Origin of the sequence: Cellulomonas sp. KRMCY2, assembly GCF_000526515.1 — a bacterium.
Lineage (GTDB): Bacteria > Actinomycetota > Actinomycetes > Actinomycetales > Cellulomonadaceae > Actinotalea.
In genome coordinates, this window is record NZ_JAGF01000001.1 from 3985011 (window position 1) to 4003171 (window position 18161).

The 18161-nt window shown below is 71.3% G+C and carries 16 protein-coding genes; 1 reads left to right on the forward strand and 15 read right to left on the reverse strand.

The features are described 5' to 3' along the window. Positions 1–82: 82 nt before the first annotated feature. The 5 genes from K415_RS23085 to K415_RS0118750 all read right to left on the reverse strand — a co-directional run bounded on the left by K415_RS23085 (position 83) and on the right by K415_RS0118750 (position 6566). Positions 83–727, reverse strand: coding sequence for a Trp biosynthesis-associated membrane protein (locus K415_RS23085; RefSeq protein ID WP_024288559.1), 645 nt, complete (start codon positions 725–727; stop codon positions 83–85). Then, positions 724–2301, reverse strand: coding sequence for an anthranilate synthase component I (locus K415_RS0118735; RefSeq protein WP_024288560.1), 1578 nt, complete (start codon positions 2299–2301; stop codon positions 724–726). The genes K415_RS23085 and K415_RS0118735 overlap by 4 nt, the downstream gene beginning before the upstream one ends. Next, on the reverse strand, positions 2298–2741 hold the full coding sequence (hisI, locus tag K415_RS0118740; protein WP_155859616.1) for a phosphoribosyl-AMP cyclohydrolase: 444 nt from the start codon (positions 2739–2741) through the stop codon (positions 2298–2300). Before hisI ends, K415_RS0118735 begins: the two co-directional genes overlap by 4 nt. Positions 2742–2862: 121 nt before the next feature. Beyond that, on the reverse strand, positions 2863–4674 hold the full coding sequence (locus K415_RS0118745) for an ABC transporter ATP-binding protein (protein WP_024288562.1): 1812 nt from the start codon (positions 4672–4674) through the stop codon (positions 2863–2865). Then, positions 4671–6566 carry an ABC transporter ATP-binding protein gene (locus tag K415_RS0118750; RefSeq protein WP_081785286.1) on the reverse strand — a complete coding sequence of 632 codons (1896 nt, stop codon included), beginning with the start codon at positions 6564–6566 and terminating at the stop codon, positions 4671–4673. The genes K415_RS0118745 and K415_RS0118750 overlap by 4 nt, the downstream gene beginning before the upstream one ends. A gap of 187 nt (positions 6567–6753) precedes the next feature. Between K415_RS0118750 and K415_RS0118755 the strand changes: the two genes are divergently transcribed. Further along, positions 6754–7401: a TIGR03085 family metal-binding protein gene (locus tag K415_RS0118755; RefSeq protein WP_024288564.1), complete on the forward strand. Its 648-nt coding sequence runs from the start codon at positions 6754–6756 to the stop codon at positions 7399–7401. A gap of 23 nt (positions 7402–7424) precedes the next feature. Here the strand turns inward: K415_RS0118755 and hisF are convergent, their stop codons facing one another. The 10 genes from hisF to K415_RS0118805 all read right to left on the reverse strand — a co-directional run bounded on the left by hisF (position 7425) and on the right by K415_RS0118805 (position 18067). Further along, positions 7425–8195 carry an imidazole glycerol phosphate synthase subunit HisF gene (gene hisF / locus K415_RS0118760; RefSeq protein ID WP_024288565.1) on the reverse strand — a complete coding sequence of 257 codons (771 nt, stop codon included), beginning with the start codon at positions 8193–8195 and terminating at the stop codon, positions 7425–7427. Positions 8196–8200: 5 nt separating this feature from the next. After that, positions 8201–9220 (reverse strand): FKBP-type peptidyl-prolyl cis-trans isomerase, encoded by a 1020-nt coding sequence (locus K415_RS0118765; protein ID WP_024288566.1) that lies wholly within the window; start codon positions 9218–9220, stop codon positions 8201–8203. Positions 9221–9232: 12 nt separating this feature from the next. Next, the gene (pafA, locus tag K415_RS0118770) at positions 9233–10594 is read right to left on the reverse strand and encodes a Pup--protein ligase (protein WP_024288567.1); all 1362 of its coding nucleotides are present in this window, start codon (positions 10592–10594) and stop codon (positions 9233–9235) included. Positions 10595–10597: 3 nt separating this feature from the next. Beyond that, a complete protein-coding gene (gene prcA / locus K415_RS0118775) occupies positions 10598–11308 on the reverse strand; it encodes a proteasome subunit alpha (RefSeq protein ID WP_024288568.1) in 711 nt (236 codons plus the stop codon). Beyond that, positions 11305–12138, reverse strand: a complete 834-nt coding sequence (prcB, locus tag K415_RS0118780; RefSeq protein WP_024288569.1) for a proteasome subunit beta — start codon at positions 12136–12138, stop codon at positions 11305–11307. The genes prcA and prcB overlap by 4 nt, the downstream gene beginning before the upstream one ends. 6 nt (positions 12139–12144) lie before the next feature. Further along, on the reverse strand, positions 12145–12339 hold the full coding sequence (locus K415_RS0118785) for a ubiquitin-like protein Pup (protein ID WP_024288570.1): 195 nt from the start codon (positions 12337–12339) through the stop codon (positions 12145–12147). A 232-nt stretch (positions 12340–12571) separates the two neighbouring features. Then, positions 12572–13699 carry a sugar-binding protein gene (locus K415_RS0118790; RefSeq protein WP_024288571.1) on the reverse strand — a complete coding sequence of 376 codons (1128 nt, stop codon included), beginning with the start codon at positions 13697–13699 and terminating at the stop codon, positions 12572–12574. An 86-nt stretch (positions 13700–13785) separates the two neighbouring features. Next, positions 13786–15066, reverse strand: a complete 1281-nt coding sequence (gene mmsB, locus K415_RS0118795; RefSeq protein ID WP_024288572.1) for a multiple monosaccharide ABC transporter permease — start codon at positions 15064–15066, stop codon at positions 13786–13788. After that, positions 15063–16613 carry a multiple monosaccharide ABC transporter ATP-binding protein gene (gene mmsA, locus K415_RS0118800; RefSeq protein ID WP_024288573.1) on the reverse strand — a complete coding sequence of 517 codons (1551 nt, stop codon included), beginning with the start codon at positions 16611–16613 and terminating at the stop codon, positions 15063–15065. Before mmsA ends, mmsB begins: the two co-directional genes overlap by 4 nt. Before the next feature lie 245 nt (positions 16614–16858). Further along, positions 16859–18067, reverse strand: a complete 1209-nt coding sequence (locus K415_RS0118805; RefSeq protein WP_024288574.1) for an ROK family transcriptional regulator — start codon at positions 18065–18067, stop codon at positions 16859–16861. Positions 18068–18161 lie beyond the last annotated feature (94 nt).

An 18161-nucleotide genomic window follows, 5' to 3' on the forward strand; every position in this document is an offset into this window, starting at 1 on the left:
GCCTAGCGAACCCGACCGGACGCGTCGGTCCGCGACCCGCCACCGCGTCCGACACCGTCACGGGCCACCGCGGCCGTCGGGCTCAGGTCGGGTCGCGGCCGTCGCTCAGCGCGTCCCATGCGTCGTGATCGTCCATCGCCGGGCCACCGGGCCCCGGGCTCTCGGCGTGCGCTGCCGGCGTCGACCGCCGCGGCTCCCCCACGCCCGGCGCCTCGTGCCGCGCACTCGTCGTCCCCCACCGGCCGCACACGACGGCGGTCCGCAGGCCGTGGGCGATCGCCAGAACACCCAGGACCAGCCCGACCCACGGCGCGACCGTGACGGTGACAGGTCCCGCCAGCTCTGCGACACCGACAGCCTCCTGGGCCGCCGAGAGGGCCACAGCCTGTGGATCGGCCAGGACGGCGGCGACCGACACCGCGACAAGCACCCCTGCGCCGGCCACGGCTGCCGCAGCGAGCCGACGTCCCACCGTGCCACCGAGCGCGAGTGCGAGGCCTGCGGCGACCACGACGAGCCCACCGGCACCGGCGCCGGGGGCAGCGACCGTCCCGGTCGCAGTGATCGGGATCGTCGGGTCGACGACGCTCGACGCCGTGGAACCGACCCACCCGGCGGTCCCGGTCGCGAGCACCCCGATCCCGAGCACGAGCGCGACGAGGACAGCACGCCGTCGCGCGCTCGCGCCGGGCCGGGCAGGCTCGCCGGGGCGGGACTCCGCCGTCACCGCGAGGCCGGTCGCAGGCGGGCCGCGAGCTGCACGGCCCGCACCGCCGCTTCGGCCTTGTTGCGGGACTCCGCGTACTCGAGGGCCTCGACGGAGTCCGCCACGATGCCGCCACCGGCCTGGACGCTGGCGCGCCCGTCCCGGATCAGAGCCGTGCGGATCGCGATCGCCATGTCCATGTTCCCCGCGAAGTCGAAGTACCCGACAGTCCCGCCGTAGATGCCTCGACGGGCCGGTTCGAGCTCGTCGATCAGCGCGATCGCCCGGGGCTTGGGCGCACCGGAGAGGGTCCCGGCGGGGAAGGTGGCCATCAGGGTCTGCACCGCGGTGGCACCCTCCCGCAGTCGGCCGACGACCGTCGAGCAGATGTGCATGATGTGGCTGAACCGCCGCACCGCCATGAGCTCGACGACCTCGACGGAGGTCGGCACGCAGACCTTGACCAGGTCGTTGCGGGAGAGGTCCACGAGCATGATGTGCTCGGCCCGCTCCTTGGGGTCGGCGAGCAGCTCCTCGACCAGCTCGGCGTCCTCGAGCGGGGTGGCGCCCCGGGGGCGCGAACCGGCGATCGGGTAGGTGACCACGCGCCCGTCGGTGACCTTGACCAGCGTCTCCGGGCTCGACCCGACGACCGCGAACTCACGTCCGGCGGCGTCCTGGAGCGCGAAGCAGTACATGTACGGGCTCGGGTTGATCGTGCGCAGGACGCGGTAGACGTCCAGGGGGTCGGCCGGGCAGTCGAGGTCGAGGCGCTGGGAGAGCACGACCTGGAAGACCTCGCCCTCGCGGATGGCCTCCTTGCCCGACCGCACCGCCTGCTCGAACTCCTCGCGCGTGCTGCGGAACTCCAGCTCCGGCTCGGGCACGTCGACCAGCACGCCCGGCGGCGTTGCGACGGGTTCGGCGAGCTGCGCCTGCATCCGGTCGAGCCGCGCCACCGCATCCGCGTGCGCCTGGTCGACCCGCTCGTCGGTGTCGTCGAAGTTGATCGCGTTCGCGATCAGCCAGACCGTGCCGTCCACGTGGTCCACCACCGCAAGGTCCGTGGCCAGGCACAAGGTCAGCTCCGGGACACCGAGCTCTTCCGGCGCCTTGGCCGGCAGCGTCGGCTCCCAGTGCCGGACGATGTCCCAGCCCAGGGCGCCGACCAGGCCGCCGGTCAGTGGCGGCAGACCGGCGATCGCCGGTGTCCGGAGCGCCTCGAGCGTCGCGCTCAGGACGTCGAGCACATCACCGTCGCGCGGGACGCCGACCGGCACGTCCCCGAGCCAGGTGGCGTCGCCGTCCCGCACGGTCAGCGTCGCGCGGGACGCGACACCGACGAAGGAGTACCGGGCCCAGGTCCCGTCGACCTCGGCCGACTCGAGCACGAACGTGCCGGGTCGCCCCTTCGCCAGGGTGCGGTACAGGCCGACCGGCGTGACGTCGTCGGCGAGCAGGCGCCGGACGACCGGGATGACCCGGCGGTTGCGCGCCAGGTCCCGGAAGGTCCGCACGGTCGGCCAGGTCGCACCCCAGGGCAGGTCGGCCGGCGAGTCCGCCGGGCTCTGCGGCAGCGCGCTGTCGTCGGTCATCGCTCCGCCTCCCGCCGCGGCGGCACCGGGACCTGCGACGACACCGGGACCTGCGACGTCGTCGGCGTCACCTGCGGGGCATGCCCGACGACGGCGCCGAGGTCCCCGCCCGCCTCGAAGCAGGTGCGCGTCCCGGTGTGGCACGCCACCCCGATCTGGTCGACCTGGACGAGCAGGGCATCACCGTCGCAGTCGATGCTCACGGCCTTGACGTACTGCGCGTGGCCGGAGGTGTCGCCCTTGCGCCAGTACGCCTGGCGCGACCGGCTCCAGAACGTCACCCGGCCGCTCGTCAGGGTCCGGCGCAGCGCCTCGTCATCCATCCAGCCGACCATGAGGACCTCACCGGTGCCGTGCTGCTGGACGACGGCGCAGACCAGGCCCGCGGCGTCGCGCGTGAGCCGGCCGGCGACCGTCGGGTCGAGGCCGGTGTCGGGGATGGATGCATCTGGCACCCGCCGATCCTGCCACGCGCCGCCCCGGGCGCGCGGCGGCGTCCGTGCACGGCCGCCCGCGGCCCCTGCGTGCCCGGCAGGCGCACCTGGTCCGGCTCGCGCAGGCTCAGCGGGTCTGGGCGAGCCACGCGTCGTGCATCGCGGCGTACGGGCCGTCCTGCGCCAGGAGCGTGCTGTGCCGGCCCACCTGCACGACGTGACCCTCCTCGACCACGACGACCAGATCGGCTGCCTCGGCGGTGGAGAGCCGGTGCGCGATCGTCAGGGTGCCCCGGCCGGCGGTCAGCTGGTCGAGAGCCCTGGCGATGCGTACCTCGGTCGCCGGGTCCACGGCACTGGTCGCCTCGTCCAGGACGAGGTAGTCGGCCGCCGCCAGGTGCGCGCGCGCCAGGGCGACGAGCTGCCGCTCACCGGCGGAGAGCCGCTCGCCACGCTGACCCACCTCGGTGTCCAGACCGTGCGGCAGGTCCGCGAGCCAGTCCGCCAGACCGAGCTCGGCGAACGCCCGCTCGACCGTCGCGCGGTCCACGTCGTCGGCCCGGGCACCGTAGGCGACGTTCTCGACGAGCGTCCCGGTGAACAGGAACCCCTCCTGCGGGACCAGGACGACCCGCTGCCGCAGGCTCGACAAGGTCATGCCACGCAGGTCGACACCGTCGACGAGCACCTGACCGGCGGCCGGGTCGACCAGGCGGGTGACGAGCTTGGCCAGGGTCGTCTTGCCCGAGCCCGTGGCCCCGACCACGGCGACCTTGGCCCGGGCCGGCAGGTCCAGGTCGACACCCTGCAGCACGAGCGGGCCACCGGGGTACGCGAAGTCGACCCCGCGAAGCTCCACGTGGGCCGGGCCGCGCGGGGTGTCGACCCCACCGGTCACCGGGTCGGCGACCTCGATCGGCGTGTCGATCACCCCGAGGACCCGACGCCATCCGGCGATCGCGTTCTGCAGCTCGTTCAGGATCTCGGTGGCCATCTGGACCGGTCCGGTGAACAGCTGGACGAGGAAGAGGAAGGCGAGCAGCCGCCCGACGGTCATGCTCCCGCCGATCCCGAGCTGCGTGCCCACCACGACGACAGCGGCCAGCGCTGCGTTCGCGACCAGCACGCCGCTGGAGAACACGGCAGCGACCCGCACCTGTGCGCGCACCATCGCGTCGCGGTTCGCCGCCACCGACCGGTCGATCCTGCGCTGGGTGCGTGGCCCGACCCCGTACGCGCGGATCGTCTCGGCGCCCACGACCGCCTCGGAGATGGCACCGAGCATCGCACCGACCCGCTGCCGCACGAGCCCGTAGGCGGCACTGACCTTCTTCTGCGCAGGTCGGAGCACCAGGATCAGCGGGATGAAGCAGGCCCAGACGACGAGCGTGAGCTGCCAGGAGTAGACGGCCATCAGGATCGTGGCGACGCCGATCTGCAGGACCGAGACGAGCAGCATGATCCCGCCCCACTGCACGAACAGCGAGATCGTGTCGACGTCGCTCGTCACGCGCGAGACGAGGCTGCCGCGCCGCTCGGTGCCCTGCGTGAGGACCGAGAGGTCGTGCACCCGCCGGAAGGCCGTGACGCGCAGCTGCGCGAGGCCGGCCTCGCTGCTCCGGAACAGGCGGACGTTGACGAGCGCGGCACAGGCTCCCGAGATCAGCAGCCCGAGCGCCGCAAGACCGATGAGCCCGAGCACGCGATCGACGCTGGGGCCCTCCGCGGCGAGGATCCCGGTGTCGATGGTCTGCTGCACCGCGATCGGGACCACGACCCGCCCGCCGGCAGCGACGACCGCGAGCAGCACCGTGACGACCAGTCCGTCGAGCAGCTGGGGTGAGACCTGGACCCCACGGCGCAGCGTGGCCAGCGGGCCGAGGGTGCTGGTGCTCTCGAGCCGGACATGGGCGGCTGAGGTCCGCACCTCGGTGCTCATGACTCCCCCTCGGGGGCGACATCGGTCCGGTCGGCTTCCAGCAGGTCGGCATCCGCCGGCTCGACGTCCGCCGGCTCGACGTCCGCCGGCTCGGCGTCGGCCGGATCGGCAGCGAGGTGGGAGCGCCGCTCGGACTCCTGCTGGTAGGCCGTGGCGAGCTCGCGGTAACCCGGGTCCCGGGCGAGCAGCTCGGCGTGCGTTCCGCGGTCGACGACGGTTCCACCCTCGAGGTGCACCACCTCGTCGGCCAGCAGCACGGAGGACATCCGGTACGCGACCATCAGGACGGTCGGCCCCTCGGACCCGCCGTCCGACGACGTCAGGGCGGCCCGGAAGCCGGTGAGGATCTTCTGCTCGACCCCCGGGTCCACGGCGGACGTCGCGTCGTCGAGCACGAGGAGACGCGGACGCCGCACCAGTGCGCGGGCGATCACCAGCCGCTGACGCTGCCCGCCGGACAGGTTCGCGCCACGTTCGCCGAGCGGGGCGTCCAACCCTCCGGGCAGGCCTCGGACCACCCGGTCGACCCGTGCCAGGCGCAACGCATCCCAGACGGCGGCGTCGTCGGGCGCCGTGGGGTCGTCCGCGTCGGCCAGCGTCACGTTGCCGCGCACGGTGTCCTCGAAGACGAAGGCGTGCTGCGGCACGAAGGCGACCTGCGACGTGAGGTCCTGCGACAGCATGTCGCGCAGGTCGACACCGTCGATCAGGACCGCACCGGCGCTCGGGTCGCGCAGCCGACTGAGCAACGAGACCAGCGTCGTCTTCCCTGCGCCGGTCACGCCGACGAGCGCCGTCGTGCGGCCGGGCGCGAGCTCGAGATCGACGTCACGCAGCAGGGTGCGATGGCCGGACGAGTCGTCCACCGTCACCTCGACACCACGCATCTGCACGCGCGCGCCGGCGGCGAGGGCCGGCACCGGGACCGAGCCCTGCGCCAGCTCGCCACGCGCATCGAGCACCCGGGCGATGCGGTCGTACCCGACCAGGCCACGCGGGAGCTCGCCCAGCACCCACCCGAACGCGCGGACCGGGACAGCCATCAGCGTCAGGAGGTAGGCGGCACCGACGATGTCACCGGTCTCGACGGCCCCCGCGGCGACGCGCTGGGTCCCGACCAGGAGCACGACGAGGCTGCCGAGGCTCGGCAGCAGGTCGATCACCGGGTCGAAGACCGCGCGCACCTGGCCGACGCGGACGTTGGCCGCGCGCAGCAGGTCGGTCCGCGCGGCGAACCGCTCCTCCTCGCGGTCCTCGGTGCCGAGGGACTTGACCAGCAGGGCCGCCTCGAAGCTCTCGTGCGCGATGTCGGAGACCTCGGCCCGCAGCTGTTGCGCGCGGGTGATCGCCGGCGACATGTAGCGCTGGAAGACGAGGTTCGCGATGACCGCCAGCGGGAGCACGCTGAGCGCGGTCACGGCGAGCAGGGAATCGATCCGGAACAGCGCGACCGCGGCGACGACGATCATCACCACGACGCCAAGGGCGAAGGGCAGCGGGTTGAACACACCCGTCGCAGCCTCGACGTCCGAGTTCGCGTTCGACAGCAGCTGACCGGTCGGGTGGGCCCGGTGCCACGACATCGGCAGCCGCAGGTACTGGCGGGTCACGGCGCGCCGGTGGGCGGCCTGGATCTCGGCGTAGCCGATGCCCGCGAAGATCCGCCGCCCGGCCACGGCTGCGGCGAGGGTCACGGCGACGCCGAGCAGGACGACACCCGCGATCCACAGGTCGCCCCGGGCGTCGAGGTCGCCCGCCAGGGCGGGGACGACGACGCGGTCGGTGATCGCGCCGAGGACCTGGCTCACGGCGACCGTCATCGCCCCGAACACCGCCGAGAGACCGATCGCCAGGCCGTAGGTGCGTGGCCTCGAGGAGATCCCGCGCCAGATGAGCTGGACCGAGCGGCGGACCGCACCCCCGGTCAGCCCGACGGGCGCCCGATCCGGCGGGTCGGTCGGGGTCGCGGTGGCGCCGGGTGTCCCGAGCGGCCGCCCGGGACCGTTCGGTCGCGCGCGCACTGGCGTCCTTCCGTCCTGCGGTGGGGATGGCTCAGCGTCTCACATGTCACGATGGCCCATGCCCTGGCACCCCCTCGAACGCGCCGCCCTCGCCGATGCCCTGATCGCCGTCGGCCCCGACGCGCCGACGCTGTGCGAGGGCTGGTCGGCCCGACACCTCGCCGCGCACGTCGTCCTGCGCGAGACGGCGCCCCTGGTCGGCGCCGGTGTGGTCCTCCCGGCGCTCGCCGAACGGGCCGAGCAGCGGATCCAGGCCCTCGGCGACGGGCAGACCTCGCCGGAGAGCTGGGCGCGGCTCGTGCAGCGCGTCAGGACGGGTCCGCCGGCCTGGAGCCCGATGCGCTGGGCCGGGGACGCCGTCCAGCTCGTCGAGCTCTTCGTGCACACCGAGGACGTGCGCCGTGGCGGTGCCGCCGGGTACCAGGTCGCACCCCGCGAGCGTCAGCGCGGGCACGACGACACCCTGTGGCGAGCCCTGAGCCGGACGGCGCGGATGCTCTACCGCAGCTGCCCGGTCGGCGTGGTCCTGGCCGACGGCACCGGGCGCGACCTGCGGGTCAGGGCCGCGGTCCCGGGTGACGTCATCGTCCGCGGTCCGGTCGGGGAGCTGCTGCTGCACGCGTTCGGCCGCTCGGCGGTCGCCCACGTGACCGTGGAGGGCACGACCGAGGCAGTCGCCTCGATGGACGCCTCCCGGCCTCGCTAGCCGGAGCGGGACGCACCTCGAGCTCAGCGCACCTCGAAGCCGGCAGCACGCAGGTGGTCCTTGACCTGCCCGATGGTCAGCACCCCGAAGTGGAAGACGCTGGCCGCGAGAATGGCGTCGGCGCCGGCCCGTGCGGCCTCGACGAAGTGCTCGGCCGTGCCCGCACCGCCGCTGGCGATGAGCGGGACGCTCACCGCGCGGCGCACCTCGGCGAGCATCTCCAGGTCGAAGCCGGCCGTCGTGCCGTCGGCGTCCATCGAGTTGAGCAGCACCTCACCCGCGCCGAGAGCCACCGCGCGTTGCGCCCACTCCACGGCGTCGATCCCCGTCCCCTGGCGGCCGCCGTGCGTCGTGACCTCATAGCCGGACGGTGTCGGCGGTCCGTCGACCACCCGCCGGGCATCGACCGAGAGGACCAGCACCTGGCTGCCGAAGCGCTCGGCGATCTCGGCGACGAGCCCCGGCCGCGCGATCGCCGCGGTGTTCACTCCTACCTTGTCCGCGCCCGCCCGCAGCAGTCGGTCGACGTCATCGGTGGAGCGCACGCCGCCGCCGACAGTCAGCGGGACGAAGACGACATCCGCCGTACGGCCCACGACGTCGTAGGTCGTCCGCCGGTTGCCGGACGACGCCGAGACGTCGAGGAAGGTGATCTCGTCCGCGCCCTCGGCGTCGTACCGTCGGGCGAGCTCGACCGGGTCACCGGCGTCGCGCAGGTCGGCGAAGTTGACACCCTTGACGACGCGTCCCGCATCGACGTCGAGGCACGGGATGACTCGGATCGCTGGTGCCATGGGTCTCAGCCGACCGTCGGGCCGCCGCTGGCGGCGAGGATGTCCACCACGAAGACAAGGGTCTCGTCCGCGAGCTCGTTGTCGGTGCCGCCGAAACCGAGCCGCGGCGGGATCACCAGGAGGACCTGACTGCCCACCGTCTGCTCGACGAGCCCGACGTCCCAGCCCTCGATCACCGACGCCACGCCGATCGGGAACGGCGCGGGGAGCTTGCCGTCGCCCCAGCTCGTGTCGAAGGTCGACCCGTCGGACCAGCTCACACCGGTGAACTGCACGGTGATCACCTGACCGGCGGCGACCTGACGTCCGCTCCCCCGGATCAGCGGCTGGACCACGAGGTCCGTCGGCGGAGCCGTGTCCGGGACCGAGATCGAGGGTTCGCCGTCCGCTCCGAGCTCGACGACGGGCAGCCCTTCGCGTGGCTCGACCGCCTCACCCTGCGCGCGGGTCGGCAGGATGTCGAAGACGGCGATCGTCGCGGGCCCCGGTCCGTCGACCGGTGGCACCAGGTTCAGGATGCGTGAACCCACCGTCTGGCCCTGCAGGGCCGTGAAGATGTCGACCCCGAGGGCCTCCGCGCTGAGCAGGTAGGCCTTCGGCTCGCTGGAGTACGTCTCCCCAACGACCGACGCGTCCTGACCCGCCTCGGCGTAGAAGTCCACCAGGATCGGCTCGCCCTCCTGGACCGGCGGTCCGGCGCCCTCCCAGACGACCTCGACCCTCGGCTCGCTGATCACGAACGGGGTCTCGTACTCGAGCAGCGGTGCGACACCTGGCTCGCCCGTCACGACGACCTCGCCGGTCGGCTCGGGCTCCGCGGTGCATGCGGTGAGGACGGCGGCGACGCCGAGCACGAGCACGGCGATCCCCGTGGCGGCCTGACGGCGCACGGTGCTCCCTTCGTGGTGCCGGGTCACCGGCGCATCCGACGCTCGCGGGGGGATCCGCGGACGGCTCACTGTACGGGCTGGGCCCGGGTCCTGGCCCGGCAGGACCAGGGCATCGACGGGCAGGTCACGTGCCATCGGGACGGATCGTCACATCGACTCGAGGAGCCGGTCCACCCGCTCGTCGACGCTGCGGAACGGATCCTTGCACAGCACGGTGCGCTGGGCCTGGTCGTTGAGCTTCAGGTGCACCCAGTCGACGGTGTAGTCGCGGCGAGCCTCCTGTGCGCGGCGCACGAAGTCACCGCGAAGCTTGGCCCGGGTCGTCTGGGGCGGTACGGCGGTGGCCTCGAACACGTCGAGGTCGGACACGACGCGCTCGACCATCCCGCGTGCTGCCAGGAGGTTGTACAGCCCCTCGGACCGGGAGATGTCGTGGTACGCGAGGTCGAGCCTGGCGACCCGGGCGTCGTCCATCGCGATGCCGTGCTTGGCCTGGTACCGCTCGATCAGCCGGAGCTTGATCACCCAGTCCAGCTCACGGTCGACCAGGGTCAGGTCGCCGGTGCGCATCGCGCGCAGGCCCCGTTCCCACAGCTCGAGGGTCTGCTTGATCACCGGGGTGAGCTCGACGCTCGAGGTGACGAAGCCCTGCACGCGCGCCAGGTACTCCTCCTGGATGTCCAGGGCCGTGGCCGTCCTGCCGTTGGCGAGCTGGACCGGCGCGGAGCCGGTCAGGTCGTGGCTGATCTCCCGGATCGCCCGCATCGGGTTCTCCAGGGTGAGCTCGCGCATCGGGATCCCGGCCTCGATCATCCGGAGCAGGAGGTCGGTCGCACCGACCTTGAGCAGGGTCGTGGTCTCCGACATCGAGGAGTCCCCGACGATCACGTGCAGCCTGCGGTAGGACTCGGCGTCGGCATGCGGCTCGTCGCGGGTGTTGATGATCGGTCGCGACCGGGTGGTCGCGCTCGAGACGGACTCCCAGATGTGGTCGGCCCGCTGGGACAGGCAGTACTGCGCCCCGCGGGCCGTGGGCAGCACCTTGCCCGCACCGGTCAGGACCTGGCGCGTGATCAGGAACGGCACCAGGACGTCGGCGAGCCGCCCGAAGTCCCCCTGGCGCCGCACCAGGTAGTTCTCGTGACAGCCGTAGGAGTTGCCCGCCGAGTCCGTGTTGTTCTTGAACAGGTGGATCGTGCCGGGTACGCCCTCGTGCTCGAGCCGCTGCTGGGCGTCGAGGACGAGTCCCTCGAGGATGCGTTCCCCGCCGCGGTCGTGCGCGACGAGCTGGCGGACGTCGTCGCACTCGGCTGTGGCGTACTCGGGGTGCGAGCCGACGTCCAGGTACAGGCGGGACCCGTTGCGCAGGAAGACGTTCGACGACCGGCCCCAGGCGACGACCTTGCGGAACAGGTACCGAGCCACCTCGTCGGCGGAGAGCCCACGACCCTCGTCGACCGCGCAGGTCACGCCGTACTCGGTCTCGATCCCGAAGATCCGCCGGTCCATCGATCAGGCCTGCTCGTCGCCGACGCGACCGAGCAGCTCGCCGACGGCCGCGGCCGCCAGGCGTCTGAAGGCACGCCGTGGGCGGGTGCGGTCCAGCACCGCGACCTCGAGCTGGGCAGGGCCGAGCTCCCGTGCCTCGCCCTCCGGCTGCGTCCCGAGCACCCGGACCGCGAGCTGGACGGCGCCGGCCAGATCCATCCCCGGACGCCACTGCTCGCCGAGGCGCTCGGCCAGGTGCTCCGCCTGGCCACCCATGACGACATGACCGTGCTCGTCGGCGACGGAGCCGTCGTAGGACAGCCGGTAGATCTGGTCGGCGGCAGGCGTGGCACCGACCTCCGCCACGACGAGCTCGACCTCGAGCGGCTTGGACTCCGTGGTGAAGACCGTGCCGAGGGTCTGGGCGTAGGCGTTGGCCAGACCGCGCGCGTTGACGTCCGCACGGTCGTAGGAGTAGCCGCGCAGATCGGCGTACCGCACACCGGCCACCCGGAGGTTCTCGAACTCGTTGTACTTGCCGACGGCCGCGAACGCGATCCGGTCGTAGATCTCGGAGATCTTGTGCAGCGAGCGCGACGGGTTCTCGGTGGCGAACGCGATGCCGTCGTCGTAGGCGAGCACGACCACCGAGCGGCCGCGGGCGATGCCCTTGCGTGCGTAGTCGGCCCGATCCTTCATCAGCTGCTCGGGCGAGACGTAGAACGGCATGCTCATCGCGACTCACCCCCCGGCTTCTCGGTGGCTCTGCGGATCCCCTCGATCTCGGCGGCGACGGCCGCCAGGTCCTCGTCCCGGACCCGCAGGTACCCGGCCTCCGTGACGGTCGCCACGACCGGCCAGATCTGGCGCGTGGCATCCGGGCCGCCCGTCGCGGAGTCGTCGTCCGCGGCGTCGACGAGGGCGTGCACCGCTGTGTGGACCGCGTCGGTCGCGCTCATCCCCGACCACCACAGCTTCTTCAGCGAGCTCCGTGCGAAGACCGCGCCGGAGCCGACGGCGTGGTAGTCCATCTCCTCGTACCGGCCGCCGGTGACGTCGTACGAGAAGATCCGCCCGGTCCGGCGTTCGAGGTCGTAGCCACCGAACAACGGCACGACGGCCAGCCCTTGCATGGCCAGCCCGAGGCTGCCGCGGATCATCGAGGCGAGCCGGTTGGCCTTGCCGTCGAGCGAGAGCGAGGTCCCCTCGATCTTCTCGTAGTGCTCGAGCTCGAGCTGGAACAGCCGGACGAGCTCGAGGGCCAGCCCCGCGGTGCCCGCGATGCCCACCGCCGAGTGCCCGTCGGCGGGGAAGACCTTCTCGATGTGGCGGCTGGCGATCATCGAGCCGGCCGTCGCGCGGCGGTCACCGGCCATCACGATGCCGCCGTCGAAGGCCAGCGCCACGATGGTCGTGGCGTTCGGCGACTGCGGCACGTCACCGGCGGGCAGCACCCGGCCGGGCGGCAGCAGGGACGGGTCGTGCGATGCGAGGAAGTCGAGGAACGAGGAGGTGCCGGGTGTCGTGAAGGACCGCGGCAGGCGACCGTGGGTGTCCGGGCTCATCGAGGGTCACTGACCGCCCTTCTGCACGAACCCGCGCACGAACGACTCCGCGTTGGACTCCAGCACGTCGTCGATCTCGTCCAGGAGTGCGTCGACCTCGGCGTCCCGCGCCTGGGCCGCGGGCGCGGTCGGGACGGGTTCGGGCAGGTCCGCAGGCTCGTCGTCCTCGCGTCGGTGCTGGCGCTGGTCCTGACCGGCCATGGTGACCTCCCGGTGCTGCGTCCTGTGCTGCAGGGTGCCGGCGAGCAGCCGACTCCTTGATCCTAGGCGGCGAGGGCGACACGAGTCGGCTCAACGGGCGGCTCAACGGGCGGCTCCACGACGAGCACCGCTCCGCCATGAGCGCAGCAGAGCCCGGCCGCCGGGCGGCCGGGCTCTGCTGTCGTGTCGATCCGTCAGCCAGCTGTCAGGAGGAGGGCGCAGCCCTCACTCCTCACTCCTGGGTGAGCGGGAACAGCGTCGGGTCGTTCTCGTACGACGTGGCGGCGTTCTCCTTGGTGACGATCTGCGGCGGCAGCAGGTAGGCCGGGACGACCTTGACACCGTTGTCATAGGACTCGGTGTCGTTGACCTGCGGCTCGACACCCTTGCTCAGGTCGACAGCCATCTGGATGGCCGCGGCGACCAGGGTGCGGGTGTCCTTGTTGATCGTCGAGTACTGCTCGCCAGCCATGATCGACTTGACCGACTCGACCTCGGAGTCCTGACCGGTCACGATCGGCAGCGTCTTGCCAGCACCCTGGACCGACGTGATGATCGCGCGGGCCAGCGTGTCGTTCGGCGAGAGCACGCCGTCGAGCTCGACGTCACCGGAGTACGTGCTGGTGATCAGCGAGTCCATCCGGCTCTGGGCGTTCTCGGCCTTCCAGCCGGCGGTCGCCGTCTGCATGATCTCCACCTGGCCGGAGCCGACGACGACCTCGCCGGCGTCGATGGCCGGCTGCAGGACGCTCATCGCGCCGTCGAAGAACACGGCCGAGTTGGCGTCGTCCGAGGAGCCGGAGAACAGCTCGATCGTGTACGGACCCTCGCCCTTGGCTGCCATGCCGTCGAGCAGGGCCTGGCCCTGGAGCTCGCCGACGTTGAAGTTGTCGTACGCGACGTAGTAGTCGACAGCCTCGGTGTTGAGGATCAGGCGGTCATAGGCGATGACGATCGCGCCGGCCTCGCGGGCCGCCTCGACCTGCGTGCTGAGCTGGCCACCGTCGGCAGCACCGATGATGATGACCTTGGCGCCCTTGGTGATCATCGCCTGGATCTGCGACTGCTGGTCGGCGACCGGGGCGCTCGCACCGGCGTACTGCACGTCGGCCTCGAAGCCGGCGTCCGCCAGGCCGTTGGTGAACAGGTCGCCCGCAAGCACCCAGTTCTCCGACGTCTTGGACGGCAGGGCGACACCGATGAGGGAGTCGGCCGCGAAGCCGGCCGCCACCTCGGTCTCGGCGGCGGCGCCGGTGTCCTCGGCCGCCGGCTCCTCCGCACCGTCGCGGGTCGAGCAGGCGGTCAGCGACAGGGCTGCCACCGCGGCGAGCGCGACGGATCGTGTGATGAATCTGCGCATGGCGAATCACTACTTCTCTCTGTGTGGTGTTCCGAGCTCAGGACGACCCGGACGGCATCGGCGCCGCCGGATGAGGTGGGGGTGTGCTAGGGCGCGGTCCGCGCCGGTTCCGGGGTCGGCTCGACAGCAGGGTCGGAGCCTCGCGAGAAGGTGCGGGTCAGCATGCCGGTGAGCGACGGCTTGCCCTGCGTCTTGTTGTAGACGTCCACGGCGACCGCGAGGAGCAGCACGAGGCCCTTGATCATCTGGACCCGGTCGGAGCCGACGCCCATGAGCTGCAGGCCGTTGTTCAGGACGGCCATGACCAGGCCACCGACCATCGCTCCGGAGACGGTGCCGACGCCGCCCGCGACGGCCGCCCCACCGATGAAGCAGGCCGCGATCGCGTCGAGCTCCCAGTTGAGCCCGTCCTGCGGGCCGGATGCGGCCGAGCGGGCGACGAAGATCATGCCGGCGAGCGACGCGAGCACCGACATGTTCATCATCACGAGGAAGTGCACGTGCTTGTTCTTGACACCGGACAAGCGCGCCGCTGCGGCGTTGCCGCCGACGGCGTAGACGTGCCGGCCGAAGATCGTGTTGTCCGTGAGGTAGGAGTAGACGACCACGAGGACGAGCAGGATCAGGCCGGAGACCGGGAAGCTCGTCCCGACCCGACCGCCCGCGAAGAGCATCGCGGCGTAGACCACGACGGCGATGAGCAGCGCGAGCTTGACCCCGCTCACCCAGGCCGGGGCCATCTCGGAGCCCATCTCGCGCTGGACCTTGCGCCTGCGGATCTCGCGGATCACCAGCGCGACGGCGATCAGCACGCCGAGCACGAGGGTGAGGTTGTTGTAGCCGGTGTCCGGTCCGACCTCGGGCAGGTACCCCGAGCCGATGACCCGGAACTCGGCGGGCACGGGGATCGTCTTGGCGGTGCCGATGAACTGGTTCATGCCGCGGAAGAGCAGCAGGCCGCCCAGTGTGACGATGAAGGCGGGCACGCCCACGTACGCGACCCAGAAGCCCTGCCACGCCCCGATCGCGACGCCGATCAGCAGGCCGAGGACGATCGCCAGCGGCCACGGCAGGTCGAAGCTCGCCATCGCCTTCGCCACGACGATGCCGGCCACGGCGGCGACGGATCCGACCGAGAGGTCGATGTTGCCCAGGATGATGACCATGAGCATGCCGATGGCGAGGATGAGGATGTACGAGTACTGGCTCACCAGGGCGATCAGGTTGATCGGGTCGAGCGTGAGCCCGTCCGTCAGGACCTGGAACAGCAGGATGATGCCCACGAGGGTGAAGATCATCCCGAACTGGCGAGCGTTCGACGTGCCGCCGCCGAACATCTTCTTGAGGTCTGCGATCTGAGTGTTCATCGGTCCCGGGTCTTCTTCGTCGAGGTCATGGAACGCATGAGGGATTCGGGGTCTGCGTCAGCGGCGAGCACCTCGTTGGTGATCTCGCCTTCGAAGATCGTGTAGATGCGGTCGGAGATGCCGAGCAGCTCCGGCAGCTCGGAGGAGATGACGATGACGCCCTTACCGGCGTCGGCGAGCTGCTGGATGATGCCGTAGATCTCGTACTTCGCCCCGACGTCGATGCCACGCGTCGGCTCGTCGAGGATCAGCAGGTCGGGCTCGGTGAACATCCACTTCGCCAGGACGACCTTCTGCTGGTTGCCGCCCGAGAGCTTGGAGACGCCCTCGTCGACGCTCGGCGTCTTGATCCGCAGGCTCCGGCGGTACTGCTCGGAGATGCTGTGCTCCTGGGCCTTGTCGATGACCTGGCCGTGGGAGATCCGGCTGAGCTTGGCGGAGACGGTCGACCGCTTGATGTCGTCGAGCAGGTTGAGCCCCAGGACCTTGCGGTCCTCCGAGACGTAGGCGAGCCCGTGGTCGATCGCCGAGGCGACGTCGCGGAGGTGGATCTCCTCGCCGTCCTTGTAGACCCGCCCGCTGACGAACGTGCCGTAGGAGCGGCCGAAGACGCTCATCGCGAGCTCGGTTCGGCCGGCGCCCATGAGCCCGGCGAAGCCGACGATCTCACCACGGCGCACTGTGAAGCTGGAGCCCTTGCACACGAACCGCTCGGCGGCCAGCGGGTGCTGCACCGTCCAGTCACGGACCTCGAAGAAGACCTCGCCGATCTGGGGCGTGTGGTCGGGGAACCGGTTCTCCAGGCTCCGGCCGACCATCCCGCGGATGATCCGGTCCTCGTTGACCCCGTCCCGAGCCACGTCGAGCGTCTCGACGGTCCGCCCGTCCCGCAGGATCGTGATCGAGTCGGCGATCTGCTCGAGCTCGTTGAGCTTGTGCGAGATCATGATCGAGGTGATGCCCTTGCCCTTGAGACCGACGATCAGGTCGAGCAGGTGCTGGGAGTCGGCCTTGTTCAGCGCGGCCGTCGGCTCGTCCAGGATGAGCAGCTTGACCGACTTGCTCAGCGCCTTGGCGATCTCGACGAGCTGCTGCTTGCCGACGCCGATGTGCTTGATCAGGGTGTCCGGGTCCTCGCTGAGGCCGACCCGTGCGAGCAGCTCGAGGGCGCGCATCTTGGCGGCCTTCCAGTCGATCACCCCGGGCCGGATCGTCGGCTCGTTGCCGAGGAAGATGTTCTCGGTGATCGAGAGCGTCGGGATGAGCGCGAGCTCCTGGTGGATGATCACGATGCCGGCGGCCTCGCTCGAGCTGATGTCCTTGAACCGGGAGACACCACCCTGGTAGACGATGTCGCCCGCGTAGGTCCCGTACGGGTAGACCCCCGAGAGCACCTTCATCAACGTGGACTTGCCCGCGCCGTTCTCACCGCAGATCGCGTGGATCTCGCCGGCCTTGACGGTCAGCGAGACGTCCGCGAGGGCCTTGACGCCAGGGAACTCCTTCGTGATCGACCGCATCTCGAGGAGCGTCGGTTCAGCGGACATCTGCGCTCCCCTGACCCCGGGTCCTGCGGCGAGACCTCACGCCGGCCAGCAGCGAGACGGCTTGCATGGATACCTCCGGGGGAATGACGTCGTTGTCCGGACCGCTGTGGCCCGAGGCTTCGAAGTCAACCGCGCGGGAGGCTTGGCGTCAACTAATGAAGACAACAACTTGGTAACAACTTGTGAACGCAAGTGCCCGACGTGCGGCGAGCCGCCCACCGATCCGACCCGGACGACCGCGACAGTCAGAGCAGAGCGAGGGCGGCCGGCAGGTCGACGTTGCGGATGACGAGCGCAGCGGCACCGAGGGCCTCGGCCCGGTCGCCCAGGGACGAGACCGTGACAGTGGTCCGCTCCCCCGCGAGCGGCATCGCATAGCGCAGCAGGCCACGCCGGATCGGGTCGAGCAGGATCTCGCCGAGCCCTGCCAGCGGACCACCGACGACGATCAGCTCCGGGTTGACCAGGTTCGCCACCCCGGCGAGCGCCTTGCCCGCCGCCAGCCCCGCGTCCTCGATCACCCGCAGCGTCGCGGTGTCCCCGGCGAGCGCGTCGCGCACGATGTCATCGGTCGTGATCGGCGTGCTCCGCCCTCGGCCGAGCGCGTCGATCATCACCGACGTGGACGCGGCGAGCTCGAGGCAGCCCCGGTTGCCGCACCGGCACAACGGTCCCGAGTCCGTGATCGGCGAGTGGCCGATCTCGCCGGCCGTACCCGCGTGGCCGTAGTAGGGCGTCCCGCCGATGATCAGCCCACAGCCGATCCCGGTGCCGATCTTGAGGTACACCATGTCCTCGACACCGGCGTGCGGACCCCATGTGACCTGCGCCAACGCACCGAGATTCGCGTCGTTGTCGATGAAGACCGGCAGGTGGAGACGATCTTCGATCGCCCGCAGGACGTTGAGGCCGACCCACTGCGGCAGGATCGCCCCTTCGGCGACGGTGCCCGTCCGGCGGTCGATCGGACCCGGGATGCCGACACCGACACCCAGGACCGCACGGCGCTCGACACCGTTGTCGGCCAGCAGCATCTCCAGGACGTCCGCAGCAGCCTCGATCCCCGCCTCACCCCGGTGCCCGAGCGGCAACGGGATCTCGCGCTCGGCGACGACCTGTCGGGCGAGGCTCGCCAGCACGACCCGGACGTGCCGGCGACCGATGTCGATCCCGACCGCGACCGCACCACGGCCCTCGAGGCGGACCATCACCGCGCGGCGACCTGAGCTCGTGGTCGGCGAGGTCGCGACGTACCCCCCGCGCGCCAGCACCCCGACGATGTTCGAGACCGTCGCCTTGGACAGCCCGGTGTGGCGGGAGAGCTCGGCCTGCGTCGACGACCCCCTGGCGATCAGGGTCTCCATCACCCGGCGGACGTTGCGCCCACGCAGGGCTGTCTGCGAGCCAGGGTTGTGCGCGGGTGGCTCGGGGCCTGATTCCGAAGGGTCAGCCATGGCTACGAGAATGGCCCCGGAGATGTGCTTGAGTCAAGAACCGAACGCATGCCCCTGCCATCCTGCGATGCTGACTTCACAGAGCGACCCCGCG

Bases quoted from the DNA above. Each gene is read 5' to 3' on its own strand.
- K415_RS0118745 (WP_024288562.1), bottom strand. From the start codon at position 4,674: ATGAGCACCGAGGTGCGGACCTCAGCCGCCCATGTCCGGCTCGAGAGC.
- K415_RS0118755 (WP_024288564.1), top strand. From the start codon at position 6,754: ATGCCCTGGCACCCCCTCGAACGCGCCGCCCTCGCCGATGCCCTGATC.
- K415_RS0118765 (WP_024288566.1), bottom strand. From the start codon at position 9,220: ATGGCACGTGACCTGCCCGTCGATGCCCTGGTCCTGCCGGGCCAGGAC.
- hisF (WP_024288565.1), bottom strand. From the start codon at position 8,195: ATGGCACCAGCGATCCGAGTCATCCCGTGCCTCGACGTCGATGCGGGA.
- pafA (WP_024288567.1), bottom strand. From the start codon at position 10,594: ATGGACCGGCGGATCTTCGGGATCGAGACCGAGTACGGCGTGACCTGC.
- prcB (WP_024288569.1), bottom strand. From the start codon at position 12,138: ATGAGCCCGGACACCCACGGTCGCCTGCCGCGGTCCTTCACGACACCC.
- K415_RS0118805 (WP_024288574.1), bottom strand. From the start codon at position 18,067: ATGGCTGACCCTTCGGAATCAGGCCCCGAGCCACCCGCGCACAACCCT.
- K415_RS0118785 (WP_024288570.1), bottom strand. From the start codon at position 12,339: ATGGCCGGTCAGGACCAGCGCCAGCACCGACGCGAGGACGACGAGCCT.
- K415_RS0118735 (WP_024288560.1), bottom strand. From the start codon at position 2,301: ATGACCGACGACAGCGCGCTGCCGCAGAGCCCGGCGGACTCGCCGGCC.
- mmsA (WP_024288573.1), bottom strand. From the start codon at position 16,613: ATGTCCGCTGAACCGACGCTCCTCGAGATGCGGTCGATCACGAAGGAG.
- mmsB (WP_024288572.1), bottom strand. From the start codon at position 15,066: ATGAACACTCAGATCGCAGACCTCAAGAAGATGTTCGGCGGCGGCACG.
- K415_RS0118790 (WP_024288571.1), bottom strand. From the start codon at position 13,699: ATGCGCAGATTCATCACACGATCCGTCGCGCTCGCCGCGGTGGCAGCC.
- prcA (WP_024288568.1), bottom strand. From the start codon at position 11,308: ATGAGCATGCCGTTCTACGTCTCGCCCGAGCAGCTGATGAAGGATCGG.